Source organism: Streptomyces sp. NPDC045846, from assembly GCF_056431605.1.
Window position 1 is genome coordinate 1 of the sequence record NZ_JBWKKJ010000011.1, and the last position, 15,893, is coordinate 15,893.

The following is a 15,893-nucleotide window of genomic DNA, read 5'->3' on the forward strand; positions in this document are numbered from 1 at the left end:
GTTGTCAATCTGGCGTTGACTTTTGGCACGCTGTTGAGTTCTCAAGGAACGGACGCTTCCTTCGTACTCACCCTCTCGGGCTTTCCTCCGGGCGCCTCCCTTCGGTATTTCGTGTTTCCAGCCTAGCAGATCCAATTTCTTGTTTCTGCCACCCGCTGGAGCGGGCTGCCGATTCGGTATTCGCTTTCGCGCTTTACCTTTTCGGCGATTCCGACTCTATCAGAAGAATTTTGGCCGACCGAATCGGCTTCTTTGACTTCGAATGGTGAATCGGAATGGCTCATCCTCCAGAAATTCAATTTCCGGTGAGAGCGAGAGAGATGTTAGCCAGTGCTCTCGGACTTGTCCAGTCCGTGGCAACCGTTTGAATCTACCTCCCCACGCGAACCGTGTCAACGGTTTTTGTGGGCGAGGAGGACAGTAGCAGGTCAGAGGGGTCGCACGCACATCACGCGGCCGTCGGAAGCTCGGCGCTGCGGGCTGCCCACTCGACGTCCCCCATCTCGCCAGCGCGCGCGGCTCGGCCGCCCAGGACGTACACGTACACAAGGAAGGCCAGCTCGGCGGCGATGCCAATGGCGATGCGAGCCCAGGTGGGGAGGCCTGACGGGGTCACGAAGCCCTCGAGCATGCCGGAGACGAACAGGACCAGGGCCAGACCGATCGCCATGCCCACCGCCGCTCGGCCCTGTTCTGCCAAGGCTGCTCGACGGGTGCGGGGGCCCGGGTCCACCACTGTCCAGCCGAGGCGCATGCCGGTGCCAGCGGCGACGAACACAGCGGTCAGTTCCAGGAGGCCGTGGGGAAGCACCAGGCCGAGGAAGGTGTCGAGGCGGCCTGCTGAGGACATGAGGCCGATGCCTACGCCCAGGTTGAGCATGTTGAGGAAGAGGATCCACAGGACCGGGATGCCGAGGAACGCGCCCAGGACCAGGCACATCGCGGTGGCCTGGGCATTGTTCGTCCAGACCTGGGCCGCGAAGGACGCGGCGGGGTGGCTCGAGTAGTACGTCTCGTATTCGCCGCCCGGCCGGGTCATCTGGCGGAGCTCGTCGGGGGCGGCGATCGCGGACTGGACCTCGGGGTGGGTGCCGATCCACCAGCCGATGACCGATGCAAGCGCGATGGAGATCAGGGCTGCGGGGATCCACCAGCGGCGCGCGCGGTAGACGGCTGCGGGAAAACCCTCCGTAAGGAAGCGGGCGGCATCGCGCCAGGTCGCGCGGCGGGTGCCGGTGACGGTCGAGCGGGCGCGGGCCACCAGTTGCGTCAGGCGGGCCGTGAGGAGCGGGTCCGGGGCTGCCGACTGTATGTGGGAAAGATGGGTGGACGTGCGCTGGTAAAGCGTCACCAGCTCGTCCGCCTCGGCGCCCGTGAGACGGCGACCGCGGTGCAGGAGGTGTTCGAGGCGGTCCCACTCCGTGTGGTGGGCGGTCACGAAGACGTCGAGGTCCATGTTCTCCTGCTGCTCCAGGCACTGGTGCGTACGGTCCGTCCTACTGCGGCGCGCTGCGGGTCAGCTTGGCAGACTGGGGCGTCCAAGGGGTGTGGAAGGCCGTCGTCTGCGAAGGGTGGGGTGTCCGTGAGCGCGCTGGTGACAGGGGATGCGGTCGTTCTGGGGCTGCGACCCGCGCGGTTGCCGAGCCGGGCGCTGGCGCTGGTGGTCGACCTGGCTGTGGTGTGGGCGACGTACATATTGGTCTCGGTGGTGATGTTGTTCGCCACTGCCTCGATGGATGACGCTGCCCAGGCTGCGATAGCCGTGGCGCTGTTCGTTCTCGTGCTGATCGGGGTGCCCATCGCGGTCGAGACGCTCACGCACGGGCGGTCGCTGGGCAAGCTGGCGTGCGGGCTGCGGGTGGTGCGGGACGACGGCGGGCCCATCCGGTTCCGTCATGCGCTGGTGCGCGGGGCCATGGGCGTCATCGAGATCCTGCTGACGCTCGGCGTCGTGGCCTGTATCGCGTCGCTTGTCTCGGAGCGGGGTCGACGGCTCGGGGACGTCTTCGCCGGGACCTTGGTCGTGCGCGAGCGGGTGTCGTCGGGGTGGGCCGCGGCCGTGCCGCCTCCGCCGCGGTGGCTGATCGGGAGGTTCTCGGGGCTCGACCTGTCGCGGGTGCCCGACGCGCTCTGGCTCGCGGTGCGCCAGTACCTGACGCGTATGCGGCAACTCGATCCACAGGTGAGCTGGACGATGGCGGTACGCCTGGCCGAGGACGTGTCGGCCTGTACGGGGACGCCCCTCCCGGAGGGGGTGCCGCCGGCCGCGTATCTGGCCGGTGTGGTGGCCGAACGTCAGGCTCGGGATGCGCGACGGACGTTCGGAGCGGGTGGAGTTGCGGCAGGTGCGTGGGCGCCTGGCCAGGCTGGAGGGCCTGAACTGCCGGGGAACCCCGGGCTGGTTGGTGGGCCTGGGCCCGTCTCCGCGCCCGTGGCCGGTTCGGCTGCGCCCTCTTCGCTTGAGGGCGCTTCCTTCCCCGCTTCGGCCTGGGGCTCCGGGCCGGGGTTCGATCCGGCTTCCGCGCCGGGTCCTGGCCCGGCCGCGCGCTCGGGTTCTGCTGCGCCGGGTGCGCACCCGGCCGCGCCGGGGGCCACTCCAGCCGCGCAGGGGGGCGCCGACCGGGCTTCTGATTCGGCTACGTCCTCCAGCCTGCCAGGACGCACCGGGTCGCCCGGTGCTGCTGGGCCGGATGGTTCCACCGAGTCCGTCGGCGGGCGTACGGACGGTGCCGAGGCGCCGGTGCGCTCTACGGGGTTCGCGCCGCCCGCCTAGCCGCGTTCGTCCGCGCGGGGCAGGGGCCACAAGCTGTCCGGCCTGTACGGGGCTGGGCCGGGGCCGCCGCTGCGCTGCTCGGGGCCGGTTTCGGGCTCCGGCGTCACAGGCTCCGGGTTACGGCGCCGGGAACGTCGACGGTGGGGATTCCAGGGCTTCGAGCTCGATCCCCGGGGCCGCGAGGACTACGTCACCGGCGATGTGGACGGTGTGCTGCTCCCCCGTGTCCAGGGCGCTGACCTGGTATTCGTCCACGGTCAGGGGGCCGTTGTCAGTGGCGTGCGCTTCACTCTTCATCAGGGCCCAGGACTGGTCGATCGTGCGGGGGGCGAGGACTGGGTCCGTGAAGGTGACGAGGCGGACGCGCGTCGTCGGGGACTGGGGGGTGAGGCGGAGCAGACGGGAGGTGGCGATCAGGAACGCGGGGGAACTGCCGGCGAAGGCGTGGGCGCGGACATTGCCTTCGGTGGCGTGGTCCCCGGAGGGGTCCGTTCGGACCCAGGTGACGCCGTCGAGCGCGGCGCCTCGTACCTGCCAGCCGGCGGCATGGAGTTCGAGGCGGATCGGTCGGCCGAGTTCGTCGAGTGCGAGGTCTACGGAGCCCGAGTGGTCTCCGGAGGGGGTGGTGAGCTGGGAGACGTATCGCCAGCCGGAAGGGCCGGGGGCGCAGTGGAAGTGTTCTTCTCCGAGAGGGGTGTGGTCGTGGGGATCGTGAAGCGAATATCGGCCGCGGGGCATGGCGTCTCGGAGTCCTCGGGAGTCGTGCGCTGACTCGGTGCGTGGGCGGTATGCGGCAGGCCCCCGACACGGGGGTGCGGGGGCCTGCCTGCATATCGGTGGAGTACCGACACATCGGTGGAGTACCAGCACATCGGTGGTGGGCCGACACATCGGTGATGTGCCGGTCGACGTACCGATGAAGCCCGACTGCTGACCCGGCCCGGTCACCGGCCGCCAGGGCGGCGGTGCGCTACGGAAGGGGAGGCTGGGTACCGCGTGCCCGGCTGCCTCCCGCCGTGCCTGCACTGCCGCGACGGCCGCCCGGGGCGGGAGCCCGTGGAGCCGCGCGGTTCCGGGGGGGCGACCGCGCGGCGCTCCCGTCGGAGCCCTGCCGGGTTGCCGCCTCGGGCGGTGCTGCCCGCTCGGGTGGCCGCGGGTACCGACTGGAGTCGGTGCCCGCGGCCGCCCGGGAGCGGTCAGTAGCGGTAGTGGTCGGGCTTGTACGGGCCTTCGACCTCGACGCCGATGTAGGCGGCCTGCTCCGGGCGGAGCTCGGTCAGCTTGACGCCGAGCGAGTCCAGGTGGAGACGGGCGACCTTCTCGTCCAGGTGCTTGGGCAGCACGTACACGTCGGTCGGGTACTCGGACGGCTTGGTGAACAGCTCGATCTGGGCGAGCGTCTGGTCCGCGAACGAGTTCGACATGACGAAGGACGGGTGACCGGTCGCGTTGCCGAGGTTCAGCAGACGGCCCTCGGACAGCACGATCAGCACCTTGCCGTCGGGGAAGGTCCAGGTGTGCACCTGCGGCTTGACCTCGTCCTTGACGACACCCGGGATCCGGGCCAGGCCGGCCATGTCGATCTCGTTGTCGAAGTGGCCGATGTTCCCGACGATCGCCTGGTGCTTCATCCGGGCCATGTCCGAGGCCATGATGATGTCCTTGTTGCCCGTCGTCGTCACGAAGATGTCCGCCGTCTCGACAACCTCGTCCAGCGTCGTGACCTGGTAACCGTCCATCGCCGCCTGGAGCGCGCAGATCGGGTCGATCTCCGTGATGATCACCCGGGCGCCCTGGCCCCGCAGCGACTCCGCGCAGCCCTTGCCCACGTCACCGTAACCGCACACCACGGCCGTCTTGCCGCCGATCAGGACATCGGTGGCGCGGTTGATGCCGTCGATCAGGGAGTGGCGGCAGCCGTACTTGTTGTCGAACTTCGACTTCGTCACGGCGTCGTTCACGTTGATCGCCGGGAAGAGGAGGTCGCCGTCACGCATCATCTCGTAGAGACGGTGCACACCCGTGGTCGTCTCCTCCGTCACACCACGGATCTCGGAGGCGAGCTGGGTCCACTTCTGGGGGTTCTCGCCCAGGGTGCGGTTCAGCAGGGTGAGGATGTGGGCGTACTCCTCGGAGTCGGCCGTCGACGGGTCCGGGGCCGCGCCGGCCTTCTCGAACTCGACGCCCTTGTGCACCAGGAGGGTGGCGTCGCCGCCGTCGTCCAGGATCATGTTCGGGCCGCCGGTGGCGGTGTTCGGCCAGGTCAGCGCCTGCTCCGTGCACCACCAGTACTCCTCCAGGGTCTCGCCCTTCCAGGCGTAGACCGGGACGCCGGCGGGGGCGTCCGGGGTGCCGTTCGGGCCGACCGCGATGGCGGCCGCGGCGTGGTCCTGGGTGGAGAAGATGTTGCAGGAGGCCCAGCGGACCTCGGCGCCCAGGGCGACCAGGGTCTCGATCAGTACGGCGGTCTGCACGGTCATGTGCAGGGAGCCGGTGATGCGGGCGCCGGCCAGCGGCTGCGTGGCGGCGTACTCCTTGCGGATCGACATCAGGCCGGGCATCTCGTGCTCGGCGAGGGTGATCTCCTTGCGGCCGAAGGCGGCGAGGGAGAGGTCGGCGACCTTGAAGTCCTGGCCGGCGCCGGTGGCGTCAGTCGTCATGGGGAGCTGCTCCTCGTGGGTTGGTGGCGAGGGTGGGTACGGCTGGTCTGCGGGCGCGGCGATGGGCATGGGAGTGCCCGAACGCGCTCGCAGCGCAGTCCGTCGGAGGCCCTCTCTCCCTCGGCCGGGTCCACGCGGGACCGACCGACCGCCATCAGCAGCGACGTCTGGCTCTGGTCACGAATCTACACCGATCGGCCGAGCGCGCCCCAGCGCGGCCGGACAAAGAAGGGTGCCGGAAATCGGGACCACGGTCCGCGCGAACCAGGCCGAACGGGACTTTTGATCCGGCCTTCGCCGGGTGGAGGATGCTTGGGTCGGCCCGGCTCGGGAAACGAGCCGACCGTACGAACGATCTGCGCGACGAGGCGCGAAGCGTTAGGAGACCCCACGTGACCAGTCCGGCTAGCGAGGGGCAGCGGAAGTTGAAGCTGCTCGCGGTGACCGCCTGTCCGACCGGCATCGCCCACACCTATATGGCCGCCGAGAAGCTGGCCCAGGCCGCGGCGGCGCTCGGCATCGAGATGAAGGTGGAGACGCAGGGCTCCATCGGGGCCGAAAACGTCCTCTCTGACAACGATGTCAATGAGGCGGACGGCATCATCATCGCGGCCGACAAGGACGTCGTGCTCGATCGGTTCGTGGGCAAGAAGGTGCTGAGCGTTCCGGTGGCCGATGGCATTCACCGCCCCGAGCAGCTCATCGAGCAGGTGCGGAGCGCCCCCGTCCACACCGGGGGCCATGGCGCTCCGAGCGGCGGTGGCACCGGGGGTGTGAGCGGCGGCAAGGAGCGCAGTGCCGCGTACAAGGCGCTGATGAACGGCGTCTCGCACATGATCCCGTTCGTGGTGGTGGGCGGTCTGCTGCTCGCCGTCTCGATCGCGCTGGGCGGGCACACCACGCCGAAGGGCATCGTGTTCGACAAGGACTCGTTCTGGTTCTACGTCAACACGCTCGGCACGCTCGGGTTCAAGCTGATGCTGCCGATCTTCTCGGGCTACATCGCCTTCGCCCTCGGCGACCGGCCCGCGCTCGTGCCGGGCATGATCGGCGGCTTCCTCGCCGCCGACGCCGTGAACATCTATGGGGCCGACGCCAACGCGGGGTTCCTCGGTGCGATCGCCACCGGTTTCCTCGCCGGGTATCTGGTGCTGTGGATCCGTAAGGTCAAGGTGCCGAAGTTCGTCCAGCCGATCATGCCGATCATCGTGATCCCGATCGTGTCGACGCTCGCGCTCGGGCTGTTCTACATCTACGTCATCGGCCAGCCCATCTCCTGGGTGTTCACGCACCTGACCAGCTGGCTCAACGGGATGACCGGGTCCAGTGCGATCGTGCTCGGCGCGCTGATCGGCCTGATGATCGCGTTCGACATGGGCGGCCCGGTCAACAAGACGGCGTTCCTCGTGGCCGTGGGGCTGATCGGCACGAACAACGCCGTCATGGGCATGGCGGCCGCGGCCATTCCGGTCATGCCGCTCGGCCAGGGGCTCGCCACGCTGCTGCGCCGCAAGCTCTACAGCGACCAGGAGCGCGAGACCGGTATCGCGGCGCTGTTCATGGGCTTCTTCGGCATCTCGGAAGGCGCGATCCCGTTCGCGGCGGCTCGGCCCGCGCAGGTCATCCCGGCGAACATGCTGGGTGGCGCGGTGGCCGGTGCGGTCGCGGGGGTGGCCGGAGTGTCGGACTCCGTTCCGCACGGCGGGCCGATCGTGTCGCTGTTCGGGGCCGTGGGCGGGGCGGCGATGTTCTTCCTGGCCATCGCCATCGGTACGGCTGTCACGGCGCTGACCACCAATGCGCTGATCGACCTCAAGGAGCGCAAGGCTCGGCGGGGCGGGGCCGAGGTGACTGCCCTGGTTCCCGAGCCTGCGCTGGCTGGGGTGGCTGTGGGGAGTGCTGAGGGAGCGGGTGCCGGTGGTGGTTTCGGTGCCGGGGATGACCTTGGTGCTGGTGGGGGTTTCGGTGCTGGTGGTGCCAGTGCAGGTGGTTCCGGCGCTGGTGGTGCCGATGATGGCGGTGATGCTGGAGGTCGTGTCGGGGCTGCTCATGCGGGTGGTGGCGCTGGGGCTGGTGTCGTGCGTTCTGAGGAGGAGGCTGCTTCTTCCCCTGCGCCCGTCTCTGCCCCCGAGGTGCTCTCCGGCTACCTCACCGCTCGTACCGTCAAGGTTCAGCTCGCCTCACGCGACAAGGAGGCGGCGATCCGGGAGATGGCCGAGATGCTGGCCTCGACCGGAAACGTACGGGATGTCGACGAGCTCGTACGGGTCGCGCTCGCGCGGGAGGCGCAGGGGACGACCGGGCTCGGCGAGGAGATCGCCATTCCGCATGCCAAGACGGACGCCGTGTCCGCGCCGACCGTGGGGTTCGCCCGGTCCGCCGAGGGCATCGAGTGGGGGTCGTTGGACGGGACCCGGGCCAAGCTCATCTTCATGATCTCCGTGCCGGAGGCTGCGGCGGGGGATGAGCATCTGCGGATTCTGGCGTTGCTGTCGCGGAAGTTGATGGACACGGGGTTCCGGGGGCGGTTGGCGGGGGCCGCGGATGAGGCGGCCGTGCTGGAGGTGCTGGGGGAGATTCGGTAGCCGGGGGTGGGCTGGGTGGGGTTTTGCTCCCCGCCCCGCCCCTTCCCGAGACCCTCCGGGGGATGGTTCGTCGGCCTGGGGCCGGTGGGCGCCCCTGGGGGCTCCGCCCCCAGACCCCCGCTCCTCAAACGCCGGAGGGGCTGATTTTGGACCTGCCCGGCGTCGAGAGGTGCCCGCTTGGGCGGAAGCGTTGGCAATCCGCAGCGAGGCCAGGTCCGGGTCGGCTGCCGAGCTAGGCCATCCAAGGCAAGGCCATCGGAGGCAGCGCGTCCCGGGTCTGCGGGACGGGGCCGGTGTGCGCGAAGGTCTCCAAGCACAACCGTCGTGCACGAGCCATGCCCAGGCGGGCCAACCAGATGGAAACCGCCACGCAAGAGATCTACGGAGCCAGCTCCACCCGCAAGGCAATCGGGCAAGCTCCGTTTCTCAGGCGCCCTACCAACTTGGCCCCGAAAGGCAGCCCCCGCCCAACGTCCTCCCCAGCGTGCGCCCCAAGGCTCGCCCTTGGCGCCCGCATTCAGAAGCCGCCTCAACGCCCACTCGCAACGGGCGTCTGCGACATGCGCCCAACACCCGGCCCCCCAGCACCCGCGTTCAGCCGCGCCACCCGCCGCCCACCCGACCCCCGCCTGACGCCCGCCCCCAACGAGAGCCCGCCCGCCCACAGCGCCCGGCCCCAACGGCCCGCAGCGCTCGCTCCAGCGGGAGCCCGACGGGCCCCCGCGCTCAGCGGCCTCCCGGGGTTGCCTTCGGGTCGGGGCCCGCTGCTGCTTCTTCTGCGCTGTAGATGTCCGGTTCCAGGTAGATGACCCTGGCGATCGGGACCGCCTCGCGGATGCGGGACTCGGCCGCGTTGATCGCGGTGGCCACTTCCTGGGCCGTGTCGTCGTGCTGGACGGCGATCTTGGCGGCCACCAGGAGTTCCTCCGGGCCCAGGTGGAGCGTGCGCATGTGGATCACCGAGGTGACCGTGTCGCCGTCGACGATGGCCGCCTTGATCTTCTCCACCTCGGCCGTGCCCGCCGCCTCCCCGAGCAGCAGCGACTTGGTCTCCGCCGCCAGGATGAGGGCGATGAGGATCAGCAGGACGCCGATGCACAGCGTGCCGATGCCGTCCCAGACGCCGTCGCCCGTGGCCAGGGCGAGGCCGACGCCCGCGAGGGCGAGGACGAGGCCGACCAGGGCACCGAAGTCCTCCAGCAGGACGACGGGGAGCTCGGGTGCCTTGGCGCGGCGGATGAACTCCCTCCAGGAGAGGCTGCCCCGGGTGGTGTTCGACTCCTTGATCGCCGTACGGAAGGAGAAGCCCTCCGCGGCGATGGCGAAGACGAGGACGCCGACCGGCCAGTACCAGGCCTCGATCGCGTGCGGGTTCCTGATCTTCTCGTAGCCCTCGTAGACCGCGAACATGCCACCGACCGAGAACAGCACGATCGAGACCAGGAACGCGTAGATGTAGCGCTCGCGGCCGTAGCCGAAGGGGTGTTGGGGCGTCGCCTCGCGCTGGGCCTTCTTGCCGCCGAGCAGCAGCAGGCCCTGGTTGCCGGAGTCGGCCAGCGAGTGGACGCTCTCCGCCAGCATCGACGACGAGCCGCTGAACAGGAACGCCACGAACTTCGCTACCGCGATGGCGAGGTTGGCGCTGAGCGCCGCCACGATCGCCCTGGTTCCGCCTGACGCGCTCATGGAGTTGCCGTCTTCCCTTCGTCGGTTGCCCCGTGCGGGGGCCGGCCGGTGCCGGACCCCGCGGCGGCACATTGTTACATCAGGCAACCACTGTGGCGCGGAACACCGTTCCCGTACCGGACAGTTCGGTCTCCTCCTCCGCCGGTACGAAGACGGACGCGCCCGGGGTCAGGGCCAGTCCCCCGACCGCGGGGCGGCCCGCGGTGCAGAGGACGATCTGCGGGGTCGGCGCGGTGAGCCGGGTCGGGGCCGCGCCCTCCGCGCGTACGAAACGGGAGAGGCGGAACTCGTCGATCGGGGTCTCGTACAGCTCCTCCCCCGCCTCCGACGCCTCGGGGCGCAGGACGCCCGGGTCGGTGGGCTCGAAGCGTACGACCCGGAGCAGTTCGGGGACGTCGACGTGTTTCGGGGTCAGGCCGCAGCGCAGCACGTTGTCGGAGTTGGCCATGATCTCCACGCCCATGCCACCGAGGTAGGCGTGCGGCACCCCGGCGCCGAGGAACAGGGCCTCCCCGGGCTGGAGTTGGACGTAGTTCAGGAGCATCGCCGCGATCACGCCGGGGTCGCCGGGGTAGTGGTGCGCGAGGGTGGCGTACGCGGTGTACCGCGCGCCGCCCAGGCGTGCGCACGCGGCGGCCGTCTCGGTCACCGTGGCCGCCATCTCGGCGCGGTCGGCGGTCAGTACGGCCGTGAGGACCTCGCGCAGGGCCGCCTCGGCGGGGTGGGCGCGCAGCAGGTCGACGTACGGCTTGAGCGAGTCGACCTCCAGGGCGGCCAGGGTCTCGGCGGCGTCCTCGGGCGCGCTGAAGCCGCACACGCCCTCGAAGGGCGTGAGCGCGCAGATCAGTTCGGGCTTGTGGTTGGCGTCCTTGTAGTTGCGGTGCGGTGCGTCGACCGGAATCCCCGCGCGCTCCTCGGCCTCGTACCCCTCGTGTGCCTGCGCGAGGTCGGGGTGGACCTGGAGGGAGAGCGGGGCGCCCGCCGCGAGGACCTTGAGGAGGAAGGGCAGGCGCGGACCGAAGCGGGCCACGGCGGCGCGGCCCAGCTCGGCCGCCGGGTCCGCCGCGATCACGTCTGACAACGATGTCGGCCCCGCGCCCCGGTCGAGCCGGGACGGGGCGCCGGGGTGGGCGCCCATCCACATCTCGGCCTGCGGTTCGCCGGTGGGGGCGGTGCCGAAAAGTTCCGGGATGAGGGTGGTGGAGCCCCAGGCGTAGGGACGGATGGTGTTGGTGAGACGGTCCATGGGTCGTCCTGTGTTCTCTTTCGGCTTCCGGAAGACGTTCCACCTTCGGACTTGCCGAAGGCTTCCGGCTCTCCGAGGCGTGGACTGGCTGTGGCAGGCGCCCTGTCCCTGGGCAGACCCCGGCCGCGCGGCGCGGGCGGGGTCAGGTCGACGCGATCGTCAGGTACACGGTCGCGAAGTCGGTGATGGCGAGGAGCTCGGCGAGGCATTCGAGCTCGGAGCCTTCCTCGGGTTCGAGCTCGCTGACCGGGGCGTCGTGGCTCAGCGCGAGCTCGCGGGCAGCGGGAGCGGCGGAGAGGCCGCCGGTGGGGCGGTCGCGCAGCAGGAAGACCCGGGCGTGCAGCCGCTCCGGCTCGTCGACGCGGTCGCGGAAGAAGTCGTCGGGGTCCGCGCCGGCCGCGAGCGAGCCCGCGAGCAGCACGCCGTGCGCGGGCAGCGCCTCGGGCAGTTCCGCGGCGAGCGCCGGGTGGCCGGACAGCTCGCTGAGCACCGCGGCGAACCGGCGGCCGACCGGTGCCGCGGCCAGGCCCTCGGTCCAGATCAGCGGGAGCGACTCGGCGAGCTCGGAGGCGAGCGTCTTGGCGGGGTTGCTGTACGTCGCGATGGCCGGGCCGCAGCGTTCGGCGGTGCGGTCCAGGCGGGCGGCGATCTTCTCGACGGTCTCGGGCGGCGCGCTGAGCAGGCCGACGCGGTCGAGCAGCGCGAGCAGCGGCGTGAACAGCGACCACAGGGCGCCCGGGCTCGCGGCGGACATCTCAGCCTCGTCGGGCTCGAAGGGGGCCGCCGCCATCGGGACGACCAGGCCGTGCACGCCGTCCACGGCCTCCGCGAGCGGGGAGCGCTGCGGGGCGACGGCCACGACGTTGCAGCCCCTGCGGTACGCCTGCTCGGCGAGGAGGGCGAGACCAGGTTCGGTGCCGTCGGTGGTGGTGATGAGCAGCAGGTCGACGGAGCCCGCCCAGCCCGGCAGGCTCCAGCGCAGGGCGCCCGCCGCGGGGGCCACCCCGGTGGACTCCAGGCGGGTGACCGGGGCCGAGGACCCCGCCAGCGCCCTGATCAAATCGGCCACGTTCATCGCCGCGGTGCCGGGGCCCGCGATCAGTACGGAGCGGGGGCGGCCCTCCGGCTTCAGCTCGGCGATGCCGGCCTCCACCGCGTGCCGGGCCGCGGTGCGGACGCGGGCGCCCGCCTCCGCCGCGCCGCGCAGCAGCCCTCGGCGGTCGGCCCTGGCGAGGGCTTCCGGTGCGTCGAGCAGCGACTCGTCGAGCATGGGGGTCGGCCTCCGGCTCTACTTGGCGGTTACCGGGACGGTGCGCGGGCGGGGCCCGCACCCTGGTTACGCGGGGCGGCGGGCCTCGTCCACGAGGAGGACCGGGATGCCGTCGCGCACCGGGTAGGCCAGTCCGCAGTCCTTGCCGGTGCAGATCAGCTCGGGCTCGTCCGCCGAGGTCGCGTCGCTGAGCGGGGCGTGGCAGGCCGGGCAGGCGAGGATCTCGAGGAGGCCGGCTTCGAGCGGCATGGGGTTCCCTTCGGCGATTCTTCGTTCCGTACGCGTACGGAACGCGCGCGGGGGTCGGGCCAGGTCAGCCTACCGCCGGGGTGAGCGGGGCGCGTGCCCCGCGAAGATCCCGCCGAAGGCCCGGGCGGGGGCCCGCTCGAACTCCCGGCGAGCCAGTGGAAGCCCGGGCCGTGGCCGCAGCCGCTCACGTGCGGCGGGGTTGGCCGCTCGCCCCCCATCGCATCGCCCGGCGGACCGCTCGCGCGCAGGCAGGCCAAGGCCGGCCGACCGACACCGCGCCGCCACCGCCCAGCGGGGCCGCTCACGCGCAATCCGGCCTGCCGACGCACCGCTCTCTACGTAGAGCACCGCCGGGGGTCCGGCCCGCGAGAAGCGGGCGACACGTACAGCCCGCCCGCGATCTCGGCGTTGGTGGCGGTGGCGCCGGTGGGTGAGGTCGCGGCGCGCGTCAACCGGCGTGGCGGGCGGGGCTGACCAGCCTGTGCCTCCTCGTCCCGGCACGGGCGACGCTCGCACACCATGCGGCCGGGGCTCGCCAGCCGACACCCCGCCCGGCGGACCGCTCCCGAGTACTGGGCGGGGCTGATCAACCCGCGCCTCGTCGGCCCCGCCCGGCGGACCGCTCGTGTGCGGCGCGGCCGGAGCCGGGCCAGCACCCCCGCCCCGCCGGGTCTCACCCGCACCGCGGGCGCGGGACGTGCCTCAGGCTCGGACGATCGCCAGGACCTCGTCGCGTACCTTCGCCATCGTCGGCTCGTCGCGTGCCTCGACGTTCAGGCGGAGCAGCGGCTCGGTGTTGGAGGCGCGCAGGTTGAACCACCAGTCCTGGGCGGTGACGGTGAGGCCGTCGAGCTCGTCCAGGGTGAGGCCCTCGTGGCCCTCGTAGGCGGCCCGGACGGCGGCTGCGCGGGCCGCCTGGTCGTCGACGGTGGAGTTGATCTCGCCCGAGCCCGTGTAGCGGTCGTACTGGGCGACGAGGTCGGAGAGGCTGCCCTCCTGGCCGCCGAGCGCGGCCAGGACGTGGAGCGCGGCCAGCATGCCGGTGTCCGCGTTCCAGAAGTCGGCGAAGTAGTAGTGCGCGGAGTGCTCGCCGCCGAAGATCGCTCCGGTGGCCGCCATCTCCTGCTTGATGAAGGAGTGGCCGACGCGGGTGCGGACGGGGGTGCCGCCGTTCTCGCGGACCACCTCCGGCACGGACCAGGAGGTGATCAGGTTGTGGATCACGGTGCCGCCGGGGTGCCGGGCGAGCTCGCGGGCCGCGACCAGGGCGGTGATCGCGGAGGGCGAGACCGGCTCGCCCCGCTCGTCGACGACGAAGCAGCGGTCCGCGTCGCCGTCGAAGGCCAGGCCGAGGTCGGCCCCCTCGGCGCGGACGCGGGCCTGGAGGTCGACGATGTTCGCCGGGTCGAGCGGGTTGGCCTCGTGGTTGGGGAAGGTGCCGTCGAGCTCGAAGTACATCGGGACCAGGTCGAGGGGCAGGCCTTCGAACACGGTGGGCACGGTGTGCCCGCCCATGCCGTTGCCCGCGTCGACCACGACCTTCAGGGGGCGGATGGCCGAGAGGTCGACGAGCGACTTGAGATGGGTCGCGTAGTCCGTCAACGTCTCGCGCTCGCCGATGGTGCCCGGCTCGGCCGCCGGGCCCGGGGCGCCCTGCTCGGACCACCGCTCGACCAGCGCGCGGATGTCGGCGAGGCCGGTGTCCTGGCCGACCGGGGCCGCGCCCGCCCGGCACATCTTGATGCCGTTGTAGCGCGCCGGGTTGTGCGAGGCGGTGAACATCGCACCCGGCAGGTCCAGGGCTCCGGAGGCGTAGTACAGCTGGTCGGTGGAGCACAGGCCGATGAGGGTGACGTCCGCGCCCAGGGCGGCCGCGCCGCGCGCGAAGGCGGCGGAGAGGCCGGGCGAGGAGGGCCGCATGTCGTGGCCCACGACGATGGCGTCGGCCCCCGTCACGGTGACGAAAGCGGCGCCGAAGAGCTCGGCAAGGGACTCGTCCCACTGATCCGGCACCACTCCGCGGACGTCGTACGCCTTCACGATCTGCGACAGATCAGCAGCCACGGCCCAACCTTCCCTGATGTCGTCGACGGCGCCCTCCGCGGGGCACCGACCGGGCCACCAAACTACCCGCCGCCGCCTGGGCGCCGGCCACAGCTTCGGTGGACCAGGACGCGACTGTGCCAACTCGGCGGCGATACCTGCGGGGTTGGGAACGGCGGCGGGAGGCGCGTCAGGACTCGGGCGAGCGCAGGACGCGCAGATGGCCCCGGCGCCCGACCTCGACCGGGTCCGCCGCCCGCGCCCCGCCGGCCTCGGCGGCCCGCTCCTGGGGGCGGGCGGCCTCGCGCACGGCGTTGGCGAGCGCTTCCAGGTCGTCGCCGCTGGGGCGGGCCGGGGCGGAGGCGTCGGTCAGGCGGACGACCTCCCAGCCGCGGGGCGCGGTCAGGCGCTCGCTGTGCTCGGCGCACAGGTCGTAGCAGTGGGGTTCGGCGTAGGTGGCGAGCGGACCGAGAACTGCGGTCGAGTCCGCGTAGACGTACGTCAGTGTCGCGACGGCAGGGCGGCCGCACGCGGTGCGCGAACAGCGACGTACAGGGCTCACGACGTTGGACGGTACCGCACTCTTGACCGGGCCGCGACGACTCTCCACCACGTCACTCCACCGTGTCGCGGTGTGAGCTCGGGCACAGGGGGTGCCGGAGCAACTGCGCTGACCTGCACGGGAACAGAGGACCACGGGCTGTTACCGGCCTTCTGCCGACCGCCACTTGGGAATTATTCGGTCAAACGGCGCGAAATCCTAGGTCTTGGACGGGCCGGTAACCGCTCTCATGCGTGGCCGAAATGGTCATCCCGCGACATGCCCGCGACATGCGGACTCCCGGGCCGTCGCCGCGATCGCCACCGGCCCCGGAGGGCTACGCTGCGTCAGTGATGGACAGCTCCAGCTCAGCCGAAGGTACTGGCTCCCGTTCGGGGCCCCGGCGCCGCGACCGGCACGGCCGTGGCATGCGCGGGCCCGTGGCCCCTCCCCAGGTGCCCCTGTCGGCCAGCAGGGCGGAGACCTTCCGCGATCTCGTGCTCGACTCGGTGGAGCGCCTGGAGCGGCGCTGGCCCCAGCTGGCGGAGGTCGAGTTCCTGGTCACCGACGTCCCGTTCCGGGAGGCCCCCGGCGCCGGGGACGACGACGGGGAATCGGCGGCCTGGAGCGACGAGGCGGTGCCGCTGGGCCGCGCGCTGCCGGCCGGCAAGGACCGGCCCGCCCGGATCCTGGTCTACCGCAGGCCGGTCGAGATCCGCACCAAGAACCGGGACGAGCGCGCCCTGCTCGTCCACGAGGTCGTGGTCGAGCAGGTCGCCGAACTCCTGGGCCTGGCCCCGGAGTCGGTCGACCCGCGGTACGGCCAGGACTGAGCGCGCC

12 protein-coding genes are annotated in these 15,893 nt (G+C 71.4%); 3 read left to right on the plus strand and 9 right to left on the minus strand.

What is annotated here, in order from left to right; all coding sequences use genetic code 11:
• Window positions 1–448: 448 nt before the first annotated feature.
• A complete protein-coding gene (locus AC07F3_RS29065) occupies window positions 449–1,456 on the minus strand; it encodes a stage II sporulation protein M (RefSeq protein ID WP_479117389.1) in 1,008 nt (335 codons plus the stop codon).
• 126 nt (window positions 1,457–1,582) lie between these two features.
• Here AC07F3_RS29065 and AC07F3_RS29070 point away from each other — a divergent pair, with 126 nt between their 5' ends.
• Window positions 1,583–2,773, plus strand: a complete 1,191-nt coding sequence (locus AC07F3_RS29070) for an RDD family protein (protein ID WP_479117390.1) — start codon at window positions 1,583–1,585, stop codon at window positions 2,771–2,773.
• Window positions 2,774–2,890: 117 nt separating this feature from the next.
• Here the strand turns inward: AC07F3_RS29070 and AC07F3_RS29075 are convergent, their stop codons facing one another.
• Entirely contained in the window at window positions 2,891–3,511 is a 621-nt protein-coding gene (locus AC07F3_RS29075) for a hypothetical protein (RefSeq protein ID WP_479117391.1), read from the minus strand.
• A 458-nt stretch (window positions 3,512–3,969) separates the two neighbouring features.
• Window positions 3,970–5,433, minus strand: coding sequence for an adenosylhomocysteinase (gene ahcY / locus AC07F3_RS29080; RefSeq protein ID WP_479117392.1), 1,464 nt, complete (start codon window positions 5,431–5,433; stop codon window positions 3,970–3,972).
• Between the two features lie 440 nt (window positions 5,434–5,873).
• Between ahcY and AC07F3_RS29085 the strand changes: the two genes are divergently transcribed.
• Window positions 5,874–8,018 (plus strand): fructose-specific PTS transporter subunit EIIC, encoded by a 2,145-nt coding sequence (locus AC07F3_RS29085; RefSeq protein WP_479117627.1) that lies wholly within the window; start codon window positions 5,874–5,876, stop codon window positions 8,016–8,018.
• A 726-nt stretch (window positions 8,019–8,744) separates the two neighbouring features.
• Here AC07F3_RS29085 and AC07F3_RS29090 read toward each other — a convergent pair.
• From AC07F3_RS29090 to AC07F3_RS29115, 6 genes are all read right to left on the minus strand, one after another.
• A complete protein-coding gene (locus AC07F3_RS29090) occupies window positions 8,745–9,704 on the minus strand; it encodes a cation diffusion facilitator family transporter (RefSeq protein ID WP_469838209.1) in 960 nt (319 codons plus the stop codon).
• Window positions 9,705–9,783: 79 nt separating this feature from the next.
• Window positions 9,784–10,950: a mannose-6-phosphate isomerase, class I gene (manA, locus tag AC07F3_RS29095; protein WP_479117393.1), complete on the minus strand. Its 1,167-nt coding sequence runs from the start codon at window positions 10,948–10,950 to the stop codon at window positions 9,784–9,786.
• 142 nt (window positions 10,951–11,092) lie between these two features.
• Window positions 11,093–12,220: an SIS domain-containing protein gene (locus tag AC07F3_RS29100; RefSeq protein ID WP_479117394.1), complete on the minus strand. Its 1,128-nt coding sequence runs from the start codon at window positions 12,218–12,220 to the stop codon at window positions 11,093–11,095.
• Window positions 12,221–12,286: 66 nt separating this feature from the next.
• Window positions 12,287–12,469 (minus strand): Trm112 family protein, encoded by a 183-nt coding sequence (locus tag AC07F3_RS29105; RefSeq protein ID WP_053723767.1) that lies wholly within the window; start codon window positions 12,467–12,469, stop codon window positions 12,287–12,289.
• Between the two features lie 702 nt (window positions 12,470–13,171).
• Entirely contained in the window at window positions 13,172–14,533 is a 1,362-nt protein-coding gene (locus AC07F3_RS29110) for a phosphomannomutase/phosphoglucomutase (protein WP_479117395.1), read from the minus strand.
• Window positions 14,534–14,702: 169 nt separating this feature from the next.
• A complete protein-coding gene (locus AC07F3_RS29115; RefSeq protein ID WP_100574220.1) occupies window positions 14,703–15,122 on the minus strand; it encodes a DUF3499 domain-containing protein in 420 nt (139 codons plus the stop codon).
• A 221-nt stretch (window positions 15,123–15,343) separates the two neighbouring features.
• On the opposite strand from AC07F3_RS29115, the gene AC07F3_RS29120 reads away from it, so the two are divergent.
• Window positions 15,344–15,886 carry a metallopeptidase family protein gene (locus AC07F3_RS29120; RefSeq protein ID WP_479117396.1) on the plus strand — a complete coding sequence of 181 codons (543 nt, stop codon included), beginning with the start codon at window positions 15,344–15,346 and terminating at the stop codon, window positions 15,884–15,886.
• Window positions 15,887–15,893 lie beyond the last annotated feature (7 nt).